Source organism: Sorangium sp. So ce204 (genome assembly GCF_051526795.1).
In the GTDB taxonomy this organism is placed as follows: domain Bacteria; phylum Myxococcota_A; class Polyangia; order Polyangiales; family Polyangiaceae; genus Sorangium; species Sorangium cellulosum_B.
This window is the reverse complement of the sequence record NZ_CP150317.1, coordinates 181093-202446: the sequence shown is the minus strand read 5'-3', so window position 1 is coordinate 202446 and position 21354 is coordinate 181093. Positions and strand designations below refer to the sequence as shown.

Annotated in this window: 19 protein-coding genes and 2 pseudogenes; 7 read left to right on the top strand and 14 right to left on the bottom strand. The window is 72.3% G+C overall.

The genetic code is table 11. The features are described from left to right. Positions 1-116: 116 nt before the first annotated feature. The 3 genes and pseudogenes from WMF22_RS00785 to WMF22_RS00775 form a co-directional block, all read right to left on the bottom strand. Positions 117-542, bottom strand: a pseudogene (locus tag WMF22_RS00785) (hypothetical protein); the annotation flags it as partial. Next, positions 458-2005 (bottom strand): annotated as a pseudogene (locus tag WMF22_RS00780) (RNA repair domain-containing protein); the annotation flags it as partial. The pseudogenes WMF22_RS00785 and WMF22_RS00780, both read right to left, overlap by 85 nt. Before the next feature lie 9 nt (positions 2006-2014). Then, positions 2015-2152: a hypothetical protein gene (locus WMF22_RS00775; RefSeq protein WP_438034517.1), complete on the bottom strand. Its 138-nt coding sequence runs from the start codon at positions 2150-2152 to the stop codon at positions 2015-2017. Between the two features lie 598 nt (positions 2153-2750). Between WMF22_RS00775 and WMF22_RS00770 the strand changes: the two genes are divergently transcribed. Continuing rightward, complete coding sequence (locus tag WMF22_RS00770; RefSeq protein ID WP_438034516.1) at positions 2751-3752, top strand: DNRLRE domain-containing protein; 1002 nt, start codon at positions 2751-2753, stop codon at positions 3750-3752. A 525-nt stretch (positions 3753-4277) separates the two neighbouring features. Here the strand turns inward: WMF22_RS00770 and WMF22_RS00765 are convergent. The 8 genes from WMF22_RS00765 to WMF22_RS00730 all read right to left on the bottom strand — a co-directional run bounded on the left by WMF22_RS00765 (position 4278) and on the right by WMF22_RS00730 (position 11208). Then, positions 4278-6068 carry a hypothetical protein gene (locus WMF22_RS00765; RefSeq protein ID WP_438034515.1) on the bottom strand — a complete coding sequence of 597 codons (1791 nt, stop codon included), beginning with the start codon at positions 6066-6068 and terminating at the stop codon, positions 4278-4280. Between the two features lie 409 nt (positions 6069-6477). Then, on the bottom strand, positions 6478-7116 hold the full coding sequence (locus tag WMF22_RS00760) for a hypothetical protein (RefSeq protein WP_437297201.1): 639 nt from the start codon (positions 7114-7116) through the stop codon (positions 6478-6480). Between the two features lie 335 nt (positions 7117-7451). Then, a complete protein-coding gene (locus tag WMF22_RS00755) occupies positions 7452-7595 on the bottom strand; it encodes a hypothetical protein (RefSeq protein WP_437297200.1) in 144 nt (47 codons plus the stop codon). A gap of 190 nt (positions 7596-7785) precedes the next feature. Further along, positions 7786-7962, bottom strand: a complete 177-nt coding sequence (locus WMF22_RS00750) for a hypothetical protein (protein WP_438034514.1) — start codon at positions 7960-7962, stop codon at positions 7786-7788. Positions 7963-8058: 96 nt separating this feature from the next. Beyond that, positions 8059-8625, bottom strand: a complete 567-nt coding sequence (locus WMF22_RS00745; protein ID WP_438034513.1) for a hypothetical protein — start codon at positions 8623-8625, stop codon at positions 8059-8061. Beyond that, complete coding sequence (locus WMF22_RS00740) at positions 8622-9524, bottom strand: DUF692 domain-containing protein (RefSeq protein ID WP_438034512.1); 903 nt, start codon at positions 9522-9524, stop codon at positions 8622-8624. The genes WMF22_RS00745 and WMF22_RS00740 overlap by 4 nt, the downstream gene beginning before the upstream one ends. Further along, positions 9521-10297, bottom strand: coding sequence for a hypothetical protein (locus WMF22_RS00735; RefSeq protein ID WP_437297197.1), 777 nt, complete (start codon positions 10295-10297; stop codon positions 9521-9523). Before WMF22_RS00735 ends, WMF22_RS00740 begins: the two co-directional genes overlap by 4 nt. 2 nt (positions 10298-10299) lie before the next feature. Continuing rightward, positions 10300-11208, bottom strand: a complete 909-nt coding sequence (locus WMF22_RS00730; protein WP_438034511.1) for a hypothetical protein — start codon at positions 11206-11208, stop codon at positions 10300-10302. Between the two features lie 277 nt (positions 11209-11485). Here WMF22_RS00730 and WMF22_RS00725 point away from each other — a divergent pair, with 277 nt between their 5' ends. From WMF22_RS00725 to WMF22_RS00705, 5 genes are all read left to right on the top strand, one after another. Further along, complete coding sequence (locus tag WMF22_RS00725) at positions 11486-11929, top strand: hypothetical protein (RefSeq protein WP_437297195.1); 444 nt, start codon at positions 11486-11488, stop codon at positions 11927-11929. Positions 11930-12070: 141 nt separating this feature from the next. Further along, positions 12071-12325 carry a YdeI/OmpD-associated family protein gene (locus WMF22_RS00720; RefSeq protein ID WP_437297194.1) on the top strand — a complete coding sequence of 85 codons (255 nt, stop codon included), beginning with the start codon at positions 12071-12073 and terminating at the stop codon, positions 12323-12325. A gap of 1 nt (position 12326) precedes the next feature. Continuing rightward, entirely contained in the window at positions 12327-12914 is a 588-nt protein-coding gene (locus WMF22_RS00715; protein ID WP_437297193.1) for a hypothetical protein, read from the top strand. Positions 12915-13137: 223 nt separating this feature from the next. Next, positions 13138-14250 carry a hypothetical protein gene (locus tag WMF22_RS00710; protein ID WP_438034510.1) on the top strand — a complete coding sequence of 371 codons (1113 nt, stop codon included), beginning with the start codon at positions 13138-13140 and terminating at the stop codon, positions 14248-14250. Between the two features lie 49 nt (positions 14251-14299). Continuing rightward, positions 14300-16168 (top strand): hypothetical protein, encoded by a 1869-nt coding sequence (locus tag WMF22_RS00705; RefSeq protein ID WP_438034509.1) that lies wholly within the window; start codon positions 14300-14302, stop codon positions 16166-16168. 21 nt (positions 16169-16189) lie between these two features. Here WMF22_RS00705 and WMF22_RS00700 read toward each other — a convergent pair whose 3' ends face one another. Beyond that, entirely contained in the window at positions 16190-17206 is a 1017-nt protein-coding gene (locus WMF22_RS00700; protein WP_437297190.1) for a zinc-binding alcohol dehydrogenase family protein, read from the bottom strand. Between the two features lie 524 nt (positions 17207-17730). On the opposite strand from WMF22_RS00700, the gene WMF22_RS00695 reads away from it, so the two are divergent. After that, positions 17731-18093, top strand: coding sequence for a hypothetical protein (locus WMF22_RS00695; RefSeq protein ID WP_438034508.1), 363 nt, complete (start codon positions 17731-17733; stop codon positions 18091-18093). Positions 18094-18151: 58 nt separating this feature from the next. On the opposite strand, the gene WMF22_RS00690 is transcribed toward WMF22_RS00695, so the two are convergent. Further along, positions 18152-18661 (bottom strand): RDD family protein, encoded by a 510-nt coding sequence (locus WMF22_RS00690; RefSeq protein WP_438034507.1) that lies wholly within the window; start codon positions 18659-18661, stop codon positions 18152-18154. A 330-nt stretch (positions 18662-18991) separates the two neighbouring features. Beyond that, complete coding sequence (locus WMF22_RS00685) at positions 18992-21136, bottom strand: FG-GAP-like repeat-containing protein (RefSeq protein WP_438034506.1); 2145 nt, start codon at positions 21134-21136, stop codon at positions 18992-18994. Positions 21137-21354: the final 218 nt, after the last annotated feature.

Genomic DNA, 21354 nt, shown 5'->3' with positions numbered 1-21354 from the left:
GGCGCCGTCGGCGTCGCGATGCGCACGGGATCCCCGGGCGTGCCGACCGCCGGAGCCGAAGGATCCAGCGCGATGGGCCGGCGAAAATCCCAGGCTGCCCAGGTGGCGAAGAAGCGGGACAGCAGGGGCCCGGGCTCCAGGTCCGGGGCGTCGCAGACGACCCGCGCGGCCAGGACGAGCCATGCGATGCCCGGCAGACCACCGAACGGCGCAGCGTCGATGCCCTTTGCGCGAGCCCATGCCTTGACGGCGCGGGCCAGCGCCAGGAATGCCTCGCGGCGCCGAGGAGCGGCGGAGGGAGCGGACGCCGGGGGGACGCGGCCGGCGCGGGCTCGGCCGCCCAGCGCACCGAGCCGCTGCCCAGCGCGATCGAGGCCCGCACCTGCATCGGCTCGGCGCCGCGCCGCGACAGCAGGACCAGCTCGCCGACCGCGGCCTCGCGGCGGCCGAGCTGCGCGGCCCAGCCGGGCTGCACGCGCGCCGGGTCGTCCGCGCGGCCCAGGGTCAGGTGGGGCGTATAACCCTCGGCGCGCCCCACGCACCGCGGAAAGCGGCGCGCCAGCGCCTGATGCAGCCGCGCCCACGGATCCTTGCCGCCCGCGGCGGGGTCGAACCAGACGGTGGCGTCCGCGCCGTGCCGGAACGAGCGCGTGCCCTCCAGCACCGCGGGGAACGGGCCGACCTCGCGCGCGGCGGCCGACAGGAGCGGGAGCGCCGCCTCGAAGCTCGACTCGGGCACGAAGCCGAACAGGAGGTTCACGTGCGGCGGCCAGCGGTCGATCTGCGGGTCGTGGAGCGCGCGGATGGCCTGGATCTCGGGCCAGAGCGGCTCGGGCGGTACCCACGCGAGGGCCGTGCGCGCGGTCGTCGCCACGTCGAGGACCTCGTCCGGCGCCTCGCCGGCGGAGAGCTCGACACGGACGCCGTAATGGTCGGACAGGAACAGGCCATCCGGCGGAAGCGGCGTCGTCCCTTCCAGATCGGCGGTGATCGGGCGCAGCGCCGCCCCGCGAAACATCACGCGATCCAGCCGGGAGGCGCGGCCGGTCAGCGACGAGACGGCGGCCAGCGGGTTGACGGTGGGATCGAACGTGGGCGCCTCGTCCCCGCGGGCCTCCAGCCAGGCGTCCACGAGGCCGAGCTTCGACGCGGGACCCGGCCCGCCGTCATTGAGGTCGCCCAGCAGCACCAGATCGCCCTCGACGGCGGAGAGGCCCACGGCGAGCTCTTCCAGCTCGGCCGCGCGTTTCCGTGCCCCCTCCTCCGCGTGGTCGCTCGTGAGGTGCGTGGTCACCACGACGAGCGGCTCTCCCGCGAGCGCCAGCGTCATCGCGACGGCGGCCTTGTACTTCCCCAGGGCGTGCCACCCCACCTCGAGCACGGGCAGCCGGCTCAGGAGCAGGAGGTGGCAGGTCTCGACGTCGCGCCCGCGCGGCCCGTCGCTGGCGGTGTAGCCGGCGCGGACCCAGCCGGCGCCGAGCAGGAGATCGAGCAGCGGCAGCTCGACCTCCTGCAGCGCGATCACGTCGGCGTCGGCGCGGCCGAGCGCCTCGACGAGCAGCGGCCGGCGCCGCGCGGTGTGGATGCGCTCGGCGTCGTGGCGGTCCCAGAGCGTGTTCCACGAGAGGACGCGCAGCCGCGCGCTCGCTCCCGGCGTGAACCGGGGCGCCGCGGCCTCGGCCGGCGCCCAGCGGCCCTCCGCCGCCTCCCAGCGCATGGCCGCGCGCGGCGTGAAGAACGGCGGCCGCAGCCGCTGCGGCGCGCGCACCCGGCCGGCCTGCGTCGTGTCGAGGGAGTCGAGGCCCGTCTGACGATCCCAGACCCTCTCGCCCTCGGCCTCGATGTACACGACCCGATGCCAGGGCAGATCGCCCCCCGGCACGAAGGCCGGCAGCGGGACGCGCTTGGGCTCCGCCGCGTGCACGTCGATGCCCATCACGAAGCGCGCGGGATCGAGGCGCGCATCCCAGCGGATGCGGTGGTAGATCTCCTCGCTCGTACGCATGGCGTTCTCTCAGGGCTCCTCGTCGAGGAGCTTGCCTTGAGCGTCTGCGATGCGGCCCTCGGCGTCAACGTCCCAGAGGCGGCGCGCCTCGCCCGGGCAGCGCAGCGCGAACCGCTCGATCTGCATCGCGCATCGCGCATCGCGCATCGCGCACCGCGCACCGCCTGCGCCGTGAGCAGCGCCAGGGAGATGGAGGGCCCCCGGGCGCTTTTCGCCAGCGCCGCGGGCCGCAGCGCGGGACGTGCCATGAACACGCGCCGTCGAAAGGCAATCGACGACTCACTCCGACGCAGACTCATCGCCTCACGACAAGAAGGCCGCTATTGGTTCGCCGTTCGCGACGCGACGGACCGACGGGGGTCTGGGAGGTCGCCTGCGAAGACCAAAGCGGCCTTGCGCGACCATCAGGGCGGCCCTTTCCGCGCCAGGCGGCGCCGTACACCGCTCCTGTCGGGCCGAGACATCTGCGGCTCGCGGCTCGCAGCTCGCAGCTCAACCGAACCGATTCCACCAGGTCGCGATATTAGCAGTCCACATGGATACACCCGTCGACTTCTCTCTCACGACGCCTCGACGTGCTCGTTGACACAGCGCCATGGGCGTTGGTACGTTGAATGTTGCCGCTCTGTGTTCCGTTCACGAATCTCGGCAATCGAGGTCGCGCGACATCGTTTGGTGTTCCGCGTCGGGGAGGCAGGCAGCGGCATCAGGGGACGGATCCGCCTTTGGGCGAAGGAGCGCTGGGATGAAAAATACCATCAAAATCACGATTCTCGGGGCCATTTCGACGCTGAGCCTCGCCGCGTGCGACGCGAGCACCGCCGGTGAAACAGCAGACTTCGGCGGCGAGCCCGGCGAGCGCGTGGGCCGGGCGACGCAAGCGCTGTCGGTGTGCGTGGACGTCCAGCGCGGGCTGCCCGGCAGCGCTGTCGAGGACACGTTCATCGACGCCGCGGCGCCGAATTACACGGGCGGCGCCGGCCTGCTGCTGTACAGCGGCCTGTCGAGCGGCAGCGAGAAGCGCTCGCTCCTCAAGTTCGATCTCGGGTTCATCCCCGCGGACTCGGTCATCGACTCGGCCACCCTGCAGCTCTACCAGGTCTGGAGGGACGGCGAGAGCGCGGTGCGCGTGCACCAGGTGACGGCGCCCTGGTCGGAGGCGACGGCGACGTGGGAGAGCTCGGCCAGCGGCTACGACGCGGCCGTCGCGAGCACGATCACGGCGCGCAGCCAGCTCGCCGGCTTCGTCACGGCCGATCTGACGGCGCTCGTCCAGGGCTGGTCCGACGCCGGCGACAACCATGGCATCGCGCTCGAGGAGGATCTGGTCCTGAAGACCGAGTTCAAGAGCAGCGAGGAGCCGAACGCGGCGAGGCGACCCCTGCTGAGCGTCTGTTATACGGCGCCGACCTGCGACGACGGCGTCCAGAACCAGGGGGAGTCCGGCGTCGACTGCGGCGGCCCCTGCGCCGCCTGTCCCCCGGAGGGCGTGATGATCACCACGCCAGGGGAGGCCTACGGGCATCACGGCATGTGTGAAGGCTGGAACGGCTGCGGCGACGCGGCCACGTGCGCGCTCTGGGCGTGTGAGGTCAACGGCTACTCCCAGCTCGTGTCGTACGGCGCGGACGCGCCGTGCACCGAGTTCGACAATTGCCACCTGTTCCACTACCGCGGGAGCATCGATCGGAACTGGGGCGACGGGTGCGCGGTCCGCGGCGTCACCGACGTCGTCTGCGCGAACTAGCGACCGCGAACCGTCGACCTAGCCGACCTGGCGCAAGGCCCCCTCTGACCGGGTTCCGGCGGGTTTCGGGGCGTGCTCCCCCGCGTCCAGCGCGACCGGCGGAGCCTCGTCGAGCGAAGCCAGCAGCGCGTCGACAGGCCAGCCGCCCATCAATCCGGGCGAGGTCGACTGCCGCACGCTCGGTGATGGGAAGTCCACCCTGGCCTTCGTCAACAAGTGTGACCAGCCGCTCCAGTTCCTGGGGAGCCTCGACGATCCCGCGAGCCCCGTGGCCATGTACTTCGAAGAGGCATGCAAAGACGCGTATTCGTGGTCCGGGGATGATCAGGAGTCGATGGCCGCCTGCGCCGGGGAAGACGACGACATCGTCTTTTGCCCCTGACGTGCTCCCTCACATCGCGTGCTGCACCCGCACGTCAGGGTCAGCGCACCGCGGATTGGCACCCGAAAGGCCGCTCAGAGGGTGATCCAGAGGGCCGGCGACTGCGTGCTGCCGCACCCCGACGCCGCGGGGCGCCGGGCGGGTCACGGCACTGCGTGGCCGTCGACCCGGAGCTGGAACAGGAAGTACGGCGGGATGCAGGCGCCCTCGCCCGAGCTCGTCCTGGCGCACACGTAGTCCTCGCGGCAGGGCGCCTCGCTCGAGCAGCGCCGCAGGCCCGCGGGCGTGACGTGGCGGCTCAGGCACTCGGTGAACACCGTCCCGCGGGCGAGGCAGCGGTTGAACGGGTCGAGCACGGCGATGGCGCCGCAGACGCCCTCCTCCGGGAGCGCGACGCAGCTGCTCGTGCACATGCCGCCGGGGAACCCGACGGGGCTCGTGTTGCACACCGCCGCGCGCGGGCACGCCCCGGGCTGCGCCGCCGCGGCGCGATCGCGGTGCGGGTCGGCGTGGGGGACGACGGCGCCGACCTGGCACGGGTCGCCGACCTCCGGCGCCGCCGGCAGGCAGACGCCGACGGTCGCGCGGTCCTCCAGGGGCGCGTCGTACGCGGAGCACACGAGCCCTTCCGCGCAGGCCCAGCCCGCGAAGCTCGGATCGCCCAGCCCGCAGCGCGCGCCGTACCCGCCGCGCGCGCCGTCGCCTCGCTCGGGATACGGCACCTCGTGGTCCGGGGCGGCGCCCCGCGCGATGGCCTCGACCACCGCCCGCCGGCGCGGGAGATCGCCCGCGAGGTGCGCGGACTCGACGGTGAACAGCGCGTCGTGGACGCGGCCGGGTGGCTCCTGCCCGAGCAGGTGGAAGCCGGCGACGGACCCGCTCTGGTGGCACCCGGGGCAGGTCATCTGGTCGAGCCGCCGGAGCAGCCCCTCCGGCGAGCGGACGCGCGAGAGGCCGCCGAAGTCGACGCCGGCGAAGTCGCGGGGCTCGAACAGGACGCGAAAGGGCCGGTTGGCGCGGCGCGCGAGCCCGTGGGGCGTCGCCGACAGCGCCTTCGTGGCGAGGAACTCCTCGGGCAGGAGCGCCGTGCCCTCGTCGAGGCGCGCGAGGTTCTCGGGGGCCGATAGCCAGGCGCGCAGCCGCTCGCGCCGCGCCGGGTCGCGCGAGAGCCGGGCGACGTCGGGGGTGTTCTCGAGGGCGAGCGGCGCGTAGCGCCCGGCGCGGGCGTCCCAGCGGAAGGCGCGGAGCACGTACTCCGCGTGCCCGCCGAGGTCCGGGCGCACGGTGGAGGGCCAGCGGACGCTCTGCAGGTTCACCACGAGCCGCGCGAGGTGCGCGCGATCCGTGGCCGGGCGCGCGAGCGGGCCGTCGCTCGAGGTGAGCCAGCGGGCGAGCGCCGGTCCGGAGAGCTCCGCGGCGCGCGACCAGGCCTGCGCGAGGCGGCGGCACGAGAGGGCGTCGCCGCCGGGCGCGAGCAGCTCGAACGACGCGGTCATCGGGAGGCGCGACGTGGCGGCGGGGGCGGGCGTTGCGGGGGCGGGCGTTGCGGCGGGAGCGCCCGCTGCGGGCGTGGCTCCCGCCGCGCCGCCCGGGGTCTTCGCGGCATAGGCCAGCCGGTACACGAGGCGGGTCTCACCACACGAGGAGGCGTGGAACGGGCCCCGATCCATCCGGTTCACCACGCCGATGAGCTCGAAGCGGGCGCTCTCCGCGGAGAGCCACCGCTCGTCGAAGAGGCGATGCGCATGGCGGGCGATGCTGGTCCCGCTCCTCGGATCGGCGCGCTGGACCTGCCGCAGATCCTCGGTGAGCACCCGCGCGACCGAGGCGAGCTCGGCGGTGCGGGACAGGGCGGAGAGCGGGGCCGGCGCGCGCGGCGCCCCGGTGAGCACCGAGCCGAAGTCGAGGCCCGCGGCCTCGAGCTCGGCGAGCACGGCAAGGTCCGTGATGAGCAGGAGAGGCCGCCCTGGCGGCGGGGTTTCCTGCGGCGCAGCGGCAGGCGCCGGCGCGCCCGCGGCCGAGCCGGCGGAAGAGGCCGCGGAGGACGACGGGGCGGACGGCCCCCCTGCCCTCCCGACATCCTGGCGCGGCGCGGAGGGGCCCTCGGACGGCCACCACGAGCACCCGGCGATTCCGGCGCTGGCCGCCAGCGCGGCAAGGGCGAGGGCATGACGGAGGCGGCGGGCGCACACGCTGCCAGGCTACACCAGCGCGCGCGGCAGCGCGCAGCGCGGCGTTTGGGGCAGCCAGCACGCTGAAGCGTGGAGCGACGGGTCGTCGACGCGTTCCACCTGCTCGTGGGCGTGCCGTAGGCCCCGCGGAGATCATGACGACAGCGGAGCGTCAACGCACCGGCTCGTACTCGAATGTGGCTGTTGAACCAGCGGCATTATACGAATCACCCAGCACCCGGAGTCGGTAGAGCGCAGCATGCTCAGCATCCCACACCAGCAACCCGAGCCCGATGCGGTACGACTCGTCGTTCTCATGGGTCGATATATGACTCAGATTTACGAACGGCCACCACTCGGAGCAAGCTGTCGCGTCCGTCGGGACGTCCGCCAGCTTGGCAAAGGACTCTCCCACCGTACAGACTGACCCGTCCACCGGAGACCGAAGACGAACAAACCTCGTAAATTCGACACCAAGGTCTCCAGCATCAGAGACGGCCCCATCTGAAAGGCGCACCTGTTCGCCGACCTCACCCATGTTCTGCACCGCCAACGTGACCGTCTTTGGCCACACGCCAATATCAGAGGGTGATGTCGCCCCGGCATCGTCCTCTCCCATGGTCCCGGTATCGTCCTCTCCCATGGTCCCGGTATCGTCCTCTCCCATGGTCCCGGTATCGTCCTCTCCCATGGTCCCGGTATCGTCCTCTCCGATCACGGCCCCTCCACACCCCACGGTCACCGCCAGCAGCGCGAGGCATGCGCCAGTGCACAGCCGTCTGGCGTATGGCCTCAAACCGGGTTTCATCATCGGCATCTCCATTTCTCTTCAGGACAGCTCGGTCCGTCCAGGTTTGTTGGTGGTGACGAAACAAACACAGCCTTCGCATGGGCCCCGGGTCCGGGGGCAGCACGCGAGGAGAGCGCTACGTCGAGCTCCGCCCCCATCGCGTCGTTCCGCGACGACGCATCGCATCGCGGAGAGACAGCGTAATGGACGGCCGCCCCGCACTGTCAAGGAGACCAGCACAGTTGCGTACGGCCTACACGCCGAGCGATCGCGCGGGCGGGCCCTCGGTCCCCTGACTGGATTACAGGGCCGGCCTCGGCCTGAGCTCGACGAGCACCACCAGGCAACGCGGCGCGCTAGCCCGCCTGGTCAAGCAGCGCGCTGGCCCTGGCCAGGCCGAGCCGCGCCCAGTCACCGGCCGCGACGACCTTTGAATTGCGCCATCGAACGTGCGCGTCGCACAGCCCCGTCGCGTCCGCCGCGCGGCTGGTGCCGTTCATCGACTCCTGGAGGGGCTAGGAGATCCAAAAGCGATCCGAAATCCAAGCTCCTCGAGGTGGCCGTCCCACCGTACAGCCACGCGGCACGCGCGAGACCCGGGCGGGCGAAAGGATCGCGGTCGTGCTGCCATTCCGCGCCCACCTTCCCTCACTCCAAAGATGGGCAGATCCCCGGACGGCCGGACCGCCGTCACCCTTGACGCTTGTCCACCTGGTTGCCCTGCTTCGTGGTGCGCGGCGGCATTTGCACCGGCGCCCCGCCCGGATCGCGCACCCTTCGGACCAACCCCGCGAGCGCCTCCGCGGAAGGAGCAAGGTTGCCTCGAAACAACAGCTGCCCGACCTGGTTCTTCAAAGAAGACGCCATCCTAAGCAATCGCGTCATAGCGTAAATTTGAATTGAGGGCTGGCTCCGCCGCGCCAGCGGGCGCCGCTGCGCCCGCGAGCCTCTGGACGACGGCATTCAAGGCGAGCTGCATCTGCCCGGGGTCGACCTGCTCGGCAGGCCGGATTGCGCCTCGATCCAGCCGCGGAACAGGCGGGCCTCGCCCGGAGGGAAGAACGCCGTGGGCGGCACCTCGGCGTGGTAGCGCCGGAACGCGGCGCTGAACTCCGCAGGATCGCGGTCGAACCACGCCTCCGCCTCGGGCGATCCGCGCAGGAGCCGCTCGAAGCGCAGCCGCGCCACGAGCAGCGCCGACATCCTCACGCCGTCCTCGTCCGCGCCGAGCAGCGCCTTCCGGAGCGCGGACGGCAGCGCCGGATCCTCGGCCGCGGCGCGCAGCGCGGCCACGGGATCCTCGGCGGTCATCGCGCGGGCCACGAGCGCTTCGTAACGCGCGTGCGCCTGCGCCGCGCTCAGCCGCGCCGGCCGCGCCGCCGCGCCCTCCGCTGCCCCGCCGCGGGCCTCCGCTGCCCCGCCGCGGGCCTCCCCGGCCCCGCCGCGGGCCTCCCCGGCCCCGCCGCGGGCCTCCCCTGCCCTGCCACGCGCCGCGCGCCCGCCGCCCCCGCCCCGGGCCGCGCGCGTCACCCGCGCCTCCCGCGCCGGCCGAGCGCGCGCCGCGCGCGGCGGAGCTCCTCCCGCACGGCGGCCGCGTCGTCCGCGCCGTGCACCGTGCCCTCCATGCGCTCCAGGGTCACCCCGCGGAGGTTCGGGCAGCGCGGCGCGACCTCGTCCAGGAGGCGCCACACCGGCTCCGGCACGGCGTCGTCGTGGCCGTCGAGCCGCAACACCCGGCCCGAAGGCAGCCAGCCCGGATCGCTCGGGCCGCCACCCGAGAGGTGGATCTCGATCACCCGGGCGAGATCGAGCCGCGCCACGTACTCGGCCGGATCGAAGCCGAAGTTCTCCGCCATGGTGTGGACGTTGTGCAGGTCGAGCAGCAGGTGCGTCCGCGGCGCCCTCAGGATGCGCTCGAGGAAGCGCGGCTCGTCCAGCGGATCGCCGAGCACGAAGTAGCTGACGCTGTTCTCGACGCCGACGTCCTCCACGACGGCCTGCATCGCCCGGAGCGCGCGGCGGGCGACCGCGGCGCCATGCGCGCTCATGGGCATCGGGAGCGGCAGCCCGGTCGAGAGCCCGGCGGGCGCGCTGATCCCGAGGTGATCGGTGTACCAGCGGAACTGGAAGATCGCGTTGTCGCGCCGGAGGGCCGCGAGCCAGCGGGCGCGCCGGCCCGCGTCGGCAGCCGAGGCGCCGCCAAGCGACCAGCCGACGCCGTGGGCGACGAACGGCCGGTTTGACCGGCGCGCGAGCTCGGCAAAGCGGCGGTGAAAGCCGTTCTCCTGGAGATCGGCCTCGGCGGCGTCCGGCGCGCGCCAGAGCGTCTCGGGCGCCACCTCGTAGTAATCGGCGTCGCGCAGGATCACCTCGGCCAGCAGGTCGAGGAACGCCGCGTCGGGCTGGAGCGTGAGGCCGACAGGGATCAACGCGTGGATGCCCCGCGCCCGTCGACCGAGAAGAAGTACAGGAAGCGCCGTGACTTGGAGGGCACATGCCCCATGCCGCAGGCCATGAGCCCGCTGTCCTCGGCCCCCTCGACGTCGATCCCGCAGCCGCTGGCGATCGCCCAGCGCGCGCCCGCGGGCGGCGCCTTCACGAGCCGCGCGCGCACGCTCGCGGCGCGGGCCTCCACGTCGCGCGCGTCGGCGCCAAGGCCCTTCCGGAGCAGCGCCCCGAGCGCGCCGATCCGCTGCGCGGCGACCTTGTCGTCGTGCTTCAGCTGCTCCTCCCGGCCGCCGCCCGCCATGCGGCGCATTCCGTCGTAGCTCGGGATCGCCACGTCGAGCTGCGTCGCGACGACAGGCACCTTGTCGGTCCTGACCACCACCAGGAGCGGCTCCCCGGTGCCGGCGCCGGGCACGAGCTTCTTCAGATCGGCCATGGTCGCGCAGACGACCTCGACGCCCGCGAGCGGGGCGAGATCCCCGTCCGCGCCGAAGTTGAGCAGCTCGCCGAACGCGTGGCCGCGCTCCCACTTGGCGCTGTCGTCGGCGGGGATGACGAAGACGAGCAGCGCCCTGCTCGCCTGCCGGGCGCGGCGGAACGCGGCCGAGACCTGGACCAGCGACCCCGCGGCGGCCGCCGGCTTGCCCGTCTCGTCGCACGCGGCGCCGTCGCCGAACGCGTCGCGGATGAACGCGGGCCACGCGGTGGCCGCGAGCCCCGCTGCAGTCGCTCCCAGCAAATGCCTGCGCTTCATGGTCACTCCTCACCGCCGTTCCCGAGCAGCTCGCTCTCCGCCTCGCCGCGCCCCGAGGGCTCGGGCGCGAGCGGCACGAAGGCCTCCCAGCCCAGCTGCATCAGCCTATCCCGATCCCGGCCCAGCACGATCGGCGCCGCCCCCGCGGATCGCAGCATCACGCGATCGCCCGCGGCCGAGTACTCGCCCGTCGCGACCACCTCCCCGGTGCAACGGTCCTCGAGCGTGAAGCCCCCGGACGCATCCAGGAGGAGCGTCCGCGGCCCCGCGGCGTAGAGGCCGACAAGCTCTGCCTCCGCGCTGCCAGGCTCCAGCGCGCCGCCTCTGGCGGCCGCTGGCACCGCGGCGAGCGCGTCCAGGGCGTCCTGCGCCGCCGAGAGCGCGAACGCGGCGGGATCGCCGGGATCGCGCCGCGCGTCGGGCAGGGCCTCGATCACGCCCTCGGGCGGATCGAGGAAGGAGCCACGCTCCAGCAGATCCGGCGCTGTGAGCGTCCACATGCCGTCGCGGCGCGGGGAGATCTCGCCGCCGACGAGCGCCGCGAGCGCCGCCGCGGCCGCTTTGCTCGCGTGCAGCGTCAGGCGGTCGTCCCGCGCCTCCTCCCCCAGCGCGAGCCATCGGATCTCGCCCTCGGCGCCGCGGACGTGCGCGAGCATGCCCCCGCGCAGCGCGATCCGCTCCGCGCCCTCGGGGCCGCGCAGCACGGCCGTCTCTTCCACGTCGAAGGCGACCGGCAGGATCGGCGCGCCTTCCCAGCCGTCGCTGGCCACGGTCCAGCGAGCGCGCGCCGCGGGATCGAGCAGCACGTACGCGGTCGCGCCCGGAGCGTCGATCGGCTGGGCACACCCGGCGGAGAGCAGCGCCGGGCAAAGAAGGGAGAACGTAAACAAGACACCACGACGTCGGAGCATCGGGCGGAACCTCCGGGGAGCTGAGACGCCCCAGGGCGGTGAAAGTTTCATCGACCACCCCGGGCGCGTCCGACCGGGGTGTCCCTCGGGCATCGGCCCCACAGGTGCGCTCTGCCGTGTTCTCCGCGGGATGTCAGCGGCGGCGGTGGCCGCGCATAGACCCGAATCGACAGCGGCGAGGTGCCCGGGGCGAGCCCGGAACGGCGCGAGCCGACCGATAGCGCTCGTGGAGCCGTGCATCACACGCCAGCGCGGTACACAGAAAAGGACAGACCTCATGAAGACCATCACCAGCATCGCACTCATGGGAGCTCTCATCAGCGCTTCCGCCGTCGCCGACGCGGCGGTCCAGAACCACCACGGCGGGATCTGCCGTGCCCAGGCCCCCGAGCACGCCAATCGGGTGTACTATCCGGCCATGGGCATCGAGGCGCTGCAAGGCGTCAATGTGGCCTGCCCGCTCGTCACCACCGGGAACAAGATCAATGATGTCGAGGTCAACGTCAGGGACACCACCCGGCCCGCCACCCTGTGCTCCGTGACGGCCACCAACTGGGATGGCACGGAGCTCGGCAACCTCAACTTCACCATCGCCCAGGGCGCGAACTGGAAAGCCGTGACGGTGCCCGACTCCATGAAGGGCTCGTACGTATCGTACCTGGTCACCTGCTCGCTCCCGAAGAATCAGATCCTCACGAGCATCAACGTCGGCACGCCGTGAGCGTCGGGGGCTGCGGCCCTCGATCCCGCTCCCAGGAGGGCCCGGCCGCGACCTGCGCGGCCGGGCCCTCGCGCGACGAGCCCGACGGGCGCCCCTGATTCGCTTCACCTCCACGCCGGGCGCCGGTATAACGAGGAGGCCATGAGCGCCGATTCGTCAGCCCTGAGGCGGCCCAGGTACCCGATGCCGGATTTCATCGAGAGCGCGCTGAACGAGCGTGGCTTGATGGACGCTTACAAGCAGCGCCCTGCCTACCAGCAGAACGATTACATCGGGTGGATCAACCAGGCAAAGCGCCAGGAGACCAGGGAGAAGCGCCTACGCCAGATGCTGGACGAGCTCGAGGCAGGCGGTGTTTACATGAACATGAAGCACCCGGCGTCGGAGAGGGCCTGAGATGCTGGCCTACGTGTTCTGGCACTGGAGGCAGCCGCAGGCCGCCGCGGGCGAGTACGAGCGCCGGCAGCGCGCCTTCCACGCGGCGCTCGCCCGAGCGCCCGCGCCGGGCTTTCTCCGGTCGTTCAGCGTCGGGCTCTCCGGGGCCCCGTGGGCGGCCGGCGGCGGCGACGTCTACGAGGACTGGTATCTCGTACAGGATTTCGGTGCGCTCGGCGCCTTGAACGAGGCCGCGGTCTCCGCCAGCCGCTCGGCGCCGCACGACGCGGCCGCCGCGGTCGCCGGCGGCGGGGCCGGGGGCCTCTATCGCCTGCGGGGCGGGGTTGCGCTGGACGCGCCCGGCTACGCCCACTGGTTCGGCAAGCCCGACGGCGTGTCCTACGGTGAGCTGTTCGCCCGGCTCACGCCGATCCTGGAGCAAGCGAGCGCCGGCCTGTGGATGCGCCAGATGGTGCTCGGGCCCGGCCGGGAGTTCTGCTTGCACGCGGCGACCTCCGTATCGCTGCCCGCGCCGTTCGATGCGCTCGTCCTCCCGCTCCGGCCAGCCTGGCCGGCGCTCGACGACACGGGCATGACCCCGGCGCGCTGAGGCCCGCGCCCGCCGCAGACAGGGTGCTCATGCGAGGCGGCGTTCGATCGCGTCTGGCTCGAGCGCTTCTCCCTCGTGCGGCCGGCCCTTGTCGACCTCGGCATGCCCGAGTCGCTCGTCGCGCTGGCCCGCTGATGCGACAGCGCCCGACAGCAGCGATCGGCACGAGCGCTCCGAGGCAGGCTTGCCGACGTGCTCCCGCGTTCCGTGTACACTACGCGCCATGAACCGCTTTCTCCTGATGAGCGTGCTTGCTTTGTCCGCGTGCAGCCCCGAAGCTCGGGACTTCGCTCCTGGGAGCTCCGACGCCACGAGCTCGGGGACCTCCGGCGGGGGCGGAGGCGGCGCCGTGGCCGCGGCGGGGACCGGAGGCGACGACGCGCCCGGCTGCCAGGACGGCCTGTCCTTCTGCGGCGGCGCCTGCGTGGACAGGACGTCCGATCCGGAGCACTGCGGCGCTTGCGGCCATTATTGCCTGGGAGCGCCGTGCGTGGCGTCGCGCTGCCAGCCCCTCCTCCTGGCGTCGGGCGGCGTCGAGCCGACGGACATCGCGGTCGACGACACCACCGCGTACTGGGTCGATCCCCTCGCTCGACAGGTGATGACGGTGCCTGTCCGCGGCGGCAATGCGGAGTTCCTCTTCATGGGAGACCCCCCCTTCGCCCCCCAGAGCATCACGCTCGACGCCGCTGGCCAGATCTATTTCACCGACTCCGGCCTCGAGATCATCATGCAGGCGACGTACGAGGGCGATTCCACGATCCTCGCGGACAGGCAGACATACGCCATGGGCATCGCGGTCGACGCCGAGAACGTCTACTGGACGAGCGCCGACCAGGGCACGGTCATGAAGGTGCCCGTCGCGGGAGGCGCGCCGGTCGCGCTCGCGGAGGGGCAAGACTCCCCGCTCGGCATCGCCGTCGACGCGACCCACGTCTACTGGGTGAACGAAGGAGGCACGGTGATGAAGGTGCCTGTCGCGGGCGGCGCCCCGAGCGCGCTCGCGGACGAGCAGGTCAGGCCGCAGGACATCGCCGTGGACGCCGCCGCCGTCTACTGGACCAACGACGGAGGCACGGTGATGAAGGCCCCGCTCGAGGGCGGCACCCCCGTCGCGCTCGCGGAGGGGCAGCGCAACCCGCGGAAGCTCGCGATCGACGCCGAGAGCGTGTACTGGACGAACGACGACGGCACCGTGAAGAAGGTGCCCATCCGAGGCGGCGATCCCGAGACGCTCGCGACGGGGCAAGATCATCCGCTGGGCATCACCGTGGACGCGACAAGCGTCTACTGGACGAACAGCGCCGCAGGCACGGTGATGAAGCTCCCGAAGTAACACCCCGCTTGCCAGGGGCCCGGTTCGAGCGCGACGATCGGCGCCCTCCATGAAGCGCGCCGCCCTCCTCCCCATCGCCCTCCTCACCGCGTGCGCCGGCGCCCCGGCTCCCCAGCGTGCTCCCGTCGCGTCGCTGCCCGTGGCGCCGCGCCCGGCCGCCGCCGCGCCCGCGGTCGCGGCGGCGCAGCCCGCGAGCGCACCGGCAGAGCTCGCCTTCGTGCTGAGGATCGCCCATCCGAAGCGGACCTGGGCCAACGCCGCGCAGCTCCTGCCGAGCAGCGCGCTCGTGTTCACCATGGGCTCGACGGACCCCACGAAGATGCTCGAAGCAGCGGTGGGCCCGGACCTCGCCGAGATCGTCGATCTGGACAGGCCGATCGACGTCGCCTTCCTGGGCACCACGGGCGATCACGTCGTGGCCTCCCTGTCGGTCGCGGAGCAGGAGGTGCCGCGGCTGGCCGATCGCTTCGTGCTCAAGGAGCTCGAGAGGCACCCGGGCCTGCTGCGCGTCGAGCGCGCGCGCAACGCCGAGCCCGACGAGGAGGCGCCGCCCTGGGCCTGCGCGTTCGATCCGGGCGAGCGGCGGGACGGCGCGCGCCTGCTCTGCAGCGCGGACGTGGAGGACATCGAGACCGCCGCGGCCTACCTCGTCCAGGTCGTGGCCCGGGAGCCGCTCGACGCGGACGCGCGGATCGAGCTCTCGGAGCGGACCCTCCGCCAGGCCGTGGAGGAGGCGAGCGCCGCGGGCGACGCGGACGAGGACGACGGCCGCGCGGGGGCGCTGGGCGAGGAGCTCGCCGCGGGGTTCCTGCGCGACATCGAGCGGTTGAACGTCGACCTCACGTGGGGCCGCGCGGACGTCGAGGTCGGCCTCACGCTGCGCTTCGCGGGCCGGCGCTCGCCCCTCACGCTGGCCCTCGCGCCGGCCGCGGCGCAGGACGCCGCGCCGCCGCCGGCGTTCTTCCGCCTCCCGGCCGACACGGCGGTCGCGTTCCACACGCAGGGCGCGTCGCGCGCCGAGCTCACCCCGCTGCGGGAGGCCGTCTTCAAGGCGCTGCGCGACGACATGATCGACGACGGCTACGACGAGGCGCGGCTCGATCAGGTCCTCGATCGCCTCGAGACGCTGGTCCTCACGGGCGGCCCCCTCGTCGTCGGCGCGGGCGCGAAGGGCGCGGCGGCGGAGAAGGCGCTCGCGGCCTACCAGCGCGACATGGGCGCGCCGCGCGCGCGAAAGGCGGCGCGCCTCGCGCTCCAGGGGTGGGTGCTGGCCTCGGTCGAGGAGCCGGCGCAGACCTGGATCTCCGGGGTGAAGGAGCTCCTCCAGCGCGGCGATGAGCTCGACAGGTTCAAGCGGAGCGCGCCGAAGGACGGCGCTCGCAAGGACGACGACGACAAGCAGAACACGACGCACGCGATCGTCCGCGCGCCCGCCTCGCTGCCCGCGGGGACGCTCCATGTCGAGCTCCGCTCCAGGCCGCTCACGAAGGACGCCCCGCCCGCGCACACGACCCACTTCTATGTCGTCCCCGCCGGCCAGCGGACGTGGCTCGGGATCAGCGAGGACGACGCCGCCCTGGTGGCCCGGCTGCGCGTCGCGGTGGATCCGGGGCGCGACGAGGGCACGCTCGGCGCGGCGCCGGACATGGACGTGCTGCGGAGGCGCGGGGCGCTGGCCGGCGGGCTCTTCTCGCTGGCTGGCTTGACGCTGCTCGCGGCGAACGGCGACGCGCCGGAGGCGCTGGACGAGGCCGCCAAGGACCTCGCCGCGCTCGCGGCGCTGCCGGCGCGGGGCGGGGTGGCGATCCCGCTCGCCGTCACCTCCGAGGTGCTCGGCTCCGGCGGGGCCCGCGTCGACGTCCGCGTACGGCTGACCCACGCCGGGATCCAGGACGCGATCGCGCTCCTCGCCCGCTGACGTGCCCGGCGCGCCTCGCGGTCAGCCCCACCCCTCCAGCACCAGCTTGCCCACCGCCTGCCCCGACTCGATGCGGGCGTGGGCGGCGCGCAGGTTCGCCGCGCTGATCCGGCCGAGGTGCTCGCGGCGCGTCGTGCGGACCCGCCCCTCGTCGACCCACGCCGCCACGCGCGTGAGGATCGCCCGCTGCGCGGCCATGTCCGCGGTCTCGTAGAGGGACCGCGTGAACATCAGCTCCCACGCGAAGGTCGCGCTCTTCGACATGAGCCTCCCGAGATCGAGCGGCGCCTTCGCCTCGACGATCCCCACGATGCGCCCGCGCGGCGCCACGAGATCGGCCATCGTGTCCCACCACGCCTCGGTGCTCTGCGTGTCGAAGATGAGCTCCACGTGCTGTATCCCCGCGGCCTCGAGCTGCGGCCGGAGCGGCGCGCGGTGGTCGACGAGGACGTCCGCGCCGAGGGAGCGCGCCCACGCCCGGCTCTCCTCGCGCGAGGCGGTCGCGACGACCCGCAGCCCTGCGGCCTTGGCGAGCTGCACCACCATCGAGCCCACGCCGCCGGCGCCGCCGAGGACGAGCACGGAGCTCCCCGCGTCGCGCCCCTCGGGGTCGACGCCGAGGCGCTCGAAGAGCCCCTCCCACGCGGTCAGCGAGGTGAGCGGCAGCGCCGCCGCGTCGGCGAACCCGAGCGACCGCGGCATCGGCGCGGCGAGGCGCTCGTCGACGAGGTGCACCTCCGCGTTGCTGCCCGGCCGCGCGATGCTGCCGGCGTAATAGACCTTGTCTCCCGGCCGAAACACGGTGACATCCGCGCCGACCGACTCGACGACGCCGGCGGCGTCCCAGCCGAGGATGCGCGGCGGGTTCTCGACCCGGGGCTTCGGCGCGCGGACCTTCACGTCGACCGGGTTCACGGCCACCGCGCACACCCGCACGCGCAGATCGCGCGGCCTCGGCGCCGGCTCCGGCAGCTGGAGATCGAGCAGGCTCTCGGGGTGCTCGATGGGAAGGTAGCGGTGGACTCCTACGGCATGCATGGCGTTGCTCCTCTGCGGGACCGGCAAGAGGCCCCGTCACGCGCCGCAAGGTGACTCTCGCCTGCGCGACGGACAATCCACGCGCGGCGACGAAGATCTGTGAATGCCGTTCACAGCTCGACCCGGTCGCAACCTTGTCACTGCCACTCTCCGCAGGTTGCGTCTGTTACTTCTACGGCATGAGAAGAGGCTTACTCCAGTTTCTCTTGTTCATGAGCGCTGGCCTCGCGTGCCAGCCGCGGCCGACGGCGGCACATCGCGCGAGGTCGATGATCGATCTCACGCCTAGAGCGACAAACGGGTCAAAACCACGAGAAGAAGCAGAAATTTCACAGGGAGGCGGGGAGGCGGGGAGCGAGCGACGCCGAGAGGGAAAAATTCATTTCTTCTTCCTCCCCGCCTCCCCGCCTCCCTGTGAAATTCTCCGGGTTTCAACGTGCTCGGTGCTCTAAGTTCACCGGCACGTGACCGAGGCGGCCCTGTCTTCTTCCTTGCATGTGAAAGCCGCCACAACGTACTTCTTGGTGCGAGAGCCGTCTCCGCTCGAACAGCTCGAGGAGATCACCATGCCCTGGTATGTCTATGTCGCGTACTTCTTCGGCGGGGCGTTCCTCGCCAATGCGCTCCCCCACTTGATCGCCGGCGTGTCCGGCCAGCCGTTGCAGACCCCGTTCGCGTCACCGCCGTTCAAGGGGCTGTCGCCGCCGCCGGTGAACGTCGCCTGGGCGCTGGCCAACCTCGCCGTCGCGTACCTCTTGCTTGTGCGCGTCGGAGCCCTCGACCTCCGGAGCTGGTCTGACGTCGGTGTCTGTTTTCTCGGGTTCGGCGCCATGGTCCTCCAGTGCTCTCGCTCTCTCGCTCGCATTCGCAAGCAGGCCGTCCCCTGACCTGCCCCGTCGCGAGGCGACCACCGCTCGTCCCTACAGGGGCTCGGCGCACCGCCTCTCAACGTGCGTCGTCAGCGCCGCGCACGAGGATGACGCGCGTCTTCGACAGCCGGTCGTGCAGACCCACGGGCGCGCCGCCCCGCCGCGTCAGAAACGTGAACGCCTCGAAGGGGATGAACCGGCACAGCGTGCGGATCGCGAGCCGACCGAGGCCGGCGCGACTGCCGTCCTCCATCACGACCCGCGTGCCCGTGACGAGCTTGCCCAGCGTGGCGCCGAAGAGCGCCTCCATCGAGACATAGTACGCGAACATCATCACGAGGCCGAGCAACGTATCGTTGGCCTGCTCGAACACCTCGGCGGCTCCGAGGAGCCCGAAGACCACGCCCACGAGGAACGTGAACAGCATCAATCCCACGTAATCGACGACGAGGTTCGCGAACCGCCTGCCGCCGCTCGCGAGCCGCAACCGCGAGCGCTCCTCCGGTTGCAACGCCGCGGGTGCGTCTGCCTTGGGTGCTTCGTAGGGGTTGTAGCTCTCGGCGGGCTGGGCGGTCGGAGAACTCATGAGACCTCTCGATGCGGGTTGGGTGACGTCTCGGCGCAGCGCTCGAGGGCAGGCTGCCCTGGAGTCGACGCGCCCTGGCACATGCTACGCCCCGCAGGCGGCGGCGTGAAGACAGCCCATTCGGCCCGGCGATGAAGGAACGATCAAACTGGACACGCTTTTCGGAGTGTGGACGGATCGCAAGGGCGACCGGTGGCGCGGCGCCGGATCGAGCTCACCGCCGAGCACGAAGTCGACGCTCCACGTTGCCTTCGCGTCTCACACGGCGCCCCGGCCCGCCGAGGGCACGAGCTCGTCGGCCTCGCGGATGGAAGCAGCCAGCCTGCGGCTTCAGAGATCGACGACCAGCATGGTCACGGCTTCGCCGTCGTCGTACACGATGTCAGGCCTTTCGTCCCCGTTGAGGTCGCCGACACCGAGCGACAGCCCCTCCCGGCTGTTCGCCTCGTCGAAGGTGTGATCTTCGCCGAACGCCGTCCCCGCGCTGACGACGAGGTGGATCATGCCGTCCATGGCCCAGTTCGCGACGACATCGTCTCTCCCGTCGCCGGTGAAGTCGGCCATCGCGGTCCTCGCATGGTGATTCGCCGACACCTGGTGCTCGGGCCCCTGGGTGAAGCCACCCGCGCCGTCGCCGACGAGCACGCGCAGCCTCCCGTCGATCATGGCCACGACAAGGTCCTGGTCGCCGTTGCCGTCGAAGTCCCCGACGGACACCGACGACGCCTTGGAAGGCATCGCGAAGGAGGTCGGTGAATCGAGGCCCCCCGCCCCGTCGCCGAGCCAGACGCTGACCTTCTTCTGGTCCCAGTGGGCCGCCGCCAGATCCGCGTTGCCGTCGGCGTCGAAGTCCCCCACGGCGAGCGCAACCGGAGAGTCGGCGGGCACCGTCGCTGCCGCCACGAACCCGCCCGCGCCGTCCCCCAGGAAAATGGTCACGCCCGAAGCGCCGCCGGAAGCGAGATCTTGATGCCCATCCCCGTCGAAATCGGCGGTCGCCAGGCAGAGCGCGCTCGCCGGATCGATCTCGACCGCGGGCAGAAACGTCGCTCCCGGCCCCCCCAGGGCGAGCGACAGGCCCCACACCTCCGCCGCGACGTCGGGATCGCCATCCTCGTTGAAGTCGGCGACGACCGCCGCGGGATAATAATCCCTGGGTGGCAGCGCCCAGACGGGCTCTTCCAGCCGCCCCGTCCCCTTGCCGCGCAGCACGCCCAGCCCCTCGCCCGAACCACCGCCGACATTGCCGACGATGACGTCGGCGCGGCCGTCCTGATCGGCGTCGCGGACGAAGATCGCGGTCAGGCTGCCGCCCTCGAGGGGCTCGGAGACGCGGACCTTCTTGACCGAGCAGACCGCGTTCAGCGGCGACTGGCTCGGGTTCGGTACGAGGCGACAGGTATCCTCGGCGTCGTAGACACCGTCCCCGTCCTCGTCGAAGAACCTGTCGATATCCGGCACCTCGGCGGTCGAGCCCAGCTCCTCGATCCGCTCGCCGAGGAGATCTTTCACTTCGTAGCGATCCAGCGCCGAGGCCGCGCCGGCGAGCTCCGCGACGAGCGCGGGGTCGAGCGCGCCGTCGCTCGCCAGGTCGAGCGAGAGCTGGTTCACGAGCTCCTGCACCGCCGCGTCGACCGAGCCGTGCTCACCCGCCTCGAGGAGGGCTGCCTTGAGCACGACGGCGCCGACGGCGAGGAGGTACGCGTTGGCGTCGCCATCGCCCCCGAGCGCGTTCATCTCGACGCCGCTCGCGTGGGGGTCGAAACCTGCCGGGCCGATGCCCAGCGCGGCGCGGAGCTCGCCCTCTGCCTGCTCGACCGCAGCCGTGAGATCCCCGCTGCCCTCGGCGAGCCGCCTGGCCCGCTCGTAGCCGAGGTGCGTGATCAGGTTGACGTACGCGGTCTGCTCCGGTGCATTGCCGGCGACGTCGAACAGCGCGCGCAGCGTCAGCGGGGCGTCCGAGAGGCGGCCGGTGACCTCGTTGTAGTAGAACCCTTCGCTCACGATCGAGACCGGACCGGGGTGGGCGAGAGCCACTTCGAAATGTCCAAGGTCGTCGTCCGTCGCCGTGATGAACGTCTGTCCCGTCGGGGTCAGATCATGACCGAGGACCGAGATCACCACCGATGAGCCGACCACGAACGGCCCCTTCTCGACGGCTCCCGTGAGCTGCACAGACCCCGCGCCGCCTGTCCCTCCCCCCGTCGCGCTGCTGCTCGCGTCCGCGCCGCCCGTGCCCGCCGCGCTGCTGCTCGCGTCCGCGGCGCCTGTGCCCGCCGCGCTGCTGCTCGCGTCCGCGCCGCCTGTGCCCGCCGCGCTGCTGCTCGCGTCCACGCCGCCTGTCCCCGTACCGCCGGCGGGCGAGCCCGTCGTCCCGCCCGCCTCCGGGGTGGAGGGCGCTGTTTCCCCACCGCATGCGCCGAGCAACGCAGAGACGGCAACCGCAAACAGGGCGCGACTCGACCTCATCGTCATGGTCTCAACCTAGCACCACAGGCAGCGAGGCGTCGCGATGGGCGCCAATTGCCGCCGCCTCCCGCCGCGCAACGAGCTCTTTCCCGGTGCCGCTGTCGCCCGTGACGCGCGGGGCACCCTTCCGCTCGACGAACGCTCCCGGCCGGGCGAAATCCAAATACGTTCACGCGCCCGCGGGCATTGTAGGGGTGACGGAGACGTGGCGAACGCGGGCATCC

Bases quoted from the DNA above. Each gene is read 5' to 3' on its own strand.
- WMF22_RS00775 (WP_438034517.1), bottom strand. From the start codon at position 2,152: ATGCGCGATGCGCGATGCGCGATGCAGATCGAGCGGTTCGCGCTGCGC.
- WMF22_RS00770 (WP_438034516.1), top strand. From the start codon at position 2,751: ATGAAAAATACCATCAAAATCACGATTCTCGGGGCCATTTCGACGCTG.
- WMF22_RS00760 (WP_437297201.1), bottom strand. From the start codon at position 7,116: ATGATGAAACCCGGTTTGAGGCCATACGCCAGACGGCTGTGCACTGGC.
- WMF22_RS00755 (WP_437297200.1), bottom strand. From the start codon at position 7,595: ATGAACGGCACCAGCCGCGCGGCGGACGCGACGGGGCTGTGCGACGCG.
- WMF22_RS00750 (WP_438034514.1), bottom strand. From the start codon at position 7,962: ATGGCGTCTTCTTTGAAGAACCAGGTCGGGCAGCTGTTGTTTCGAGGC.
- WMF22_RS00735 (WP_437297197.1), bottom strand. From the start codon at position 10,297: ATGAAGCGCAGGCATTTGCTGGGAGCGACTGCAGCGGGGCTCGCGGCC.
- WMF22_RS00730 (WP_438034511.1), bottom strand. From the start codon at position 11,208: ATGCTCCGACGTCGTGGTGTCTTGTTTACGTTCTCCCTTCTTTGCCCG.
- WMF22_RS00725 (WP_437297195.1), top strand. From the start codon at position 11,486: ATGAAGACCATCACCAGCATCGCACTCATGGGAGCTCTCATCAGCGCT.
- WMF22_RS00720 (WP_437297194.1), top strand. From the start codon at position 12,071: ATGAGCGCCGATTCGTCAGCCCTGAGGCGGCCCAGGTACCCGATGCCG.
- WMF22_RS00715 (WP_437297193.1), top strand. From the start codon at position 12,327: ATGCTGGCCTACGTGTTCTGGCACTGGAGGCAGCCGCAGGCCGCCGCG.
- WMF22_RS00710 (WP_438034510.1), top strand. From the start codon at position 13,138: ATGAACCGCTTTCTCCTGATGAGCGTGCTTGCTTTGTCCGCGTGCAGC.
- WMF22_RS00705 (WP_438034509.1), top strand. From the start codon at position 14,300: ATGAAGCGCGCCGCCCTCCTCCCCATCGCCCTCCTCACCGCGTGCGCC.
- WMF22_RS00700 (WP_437297190.1), bottom strand. From the start codon at position 17,206: ATGCATGCCGTAGGAGTCCACCGCTACCTTCCCATCGAGCACCCCGAG.
- WMF22_RS00690 (WP_438034507.1), bottom strand. From the start codon at position 18,661: ATGAGTTCTCCGACCGCCCAGCCCGCCGAGAGCTACAACCCCTACGAA.
- WMF22_RS00685 (WP_438034506.1), bottom strand. From the start codon at position 21,136: ATGACGATGAGGTCGAGTCGCGCCCTGTTTGCGGTTGCCGTCTCTGCG.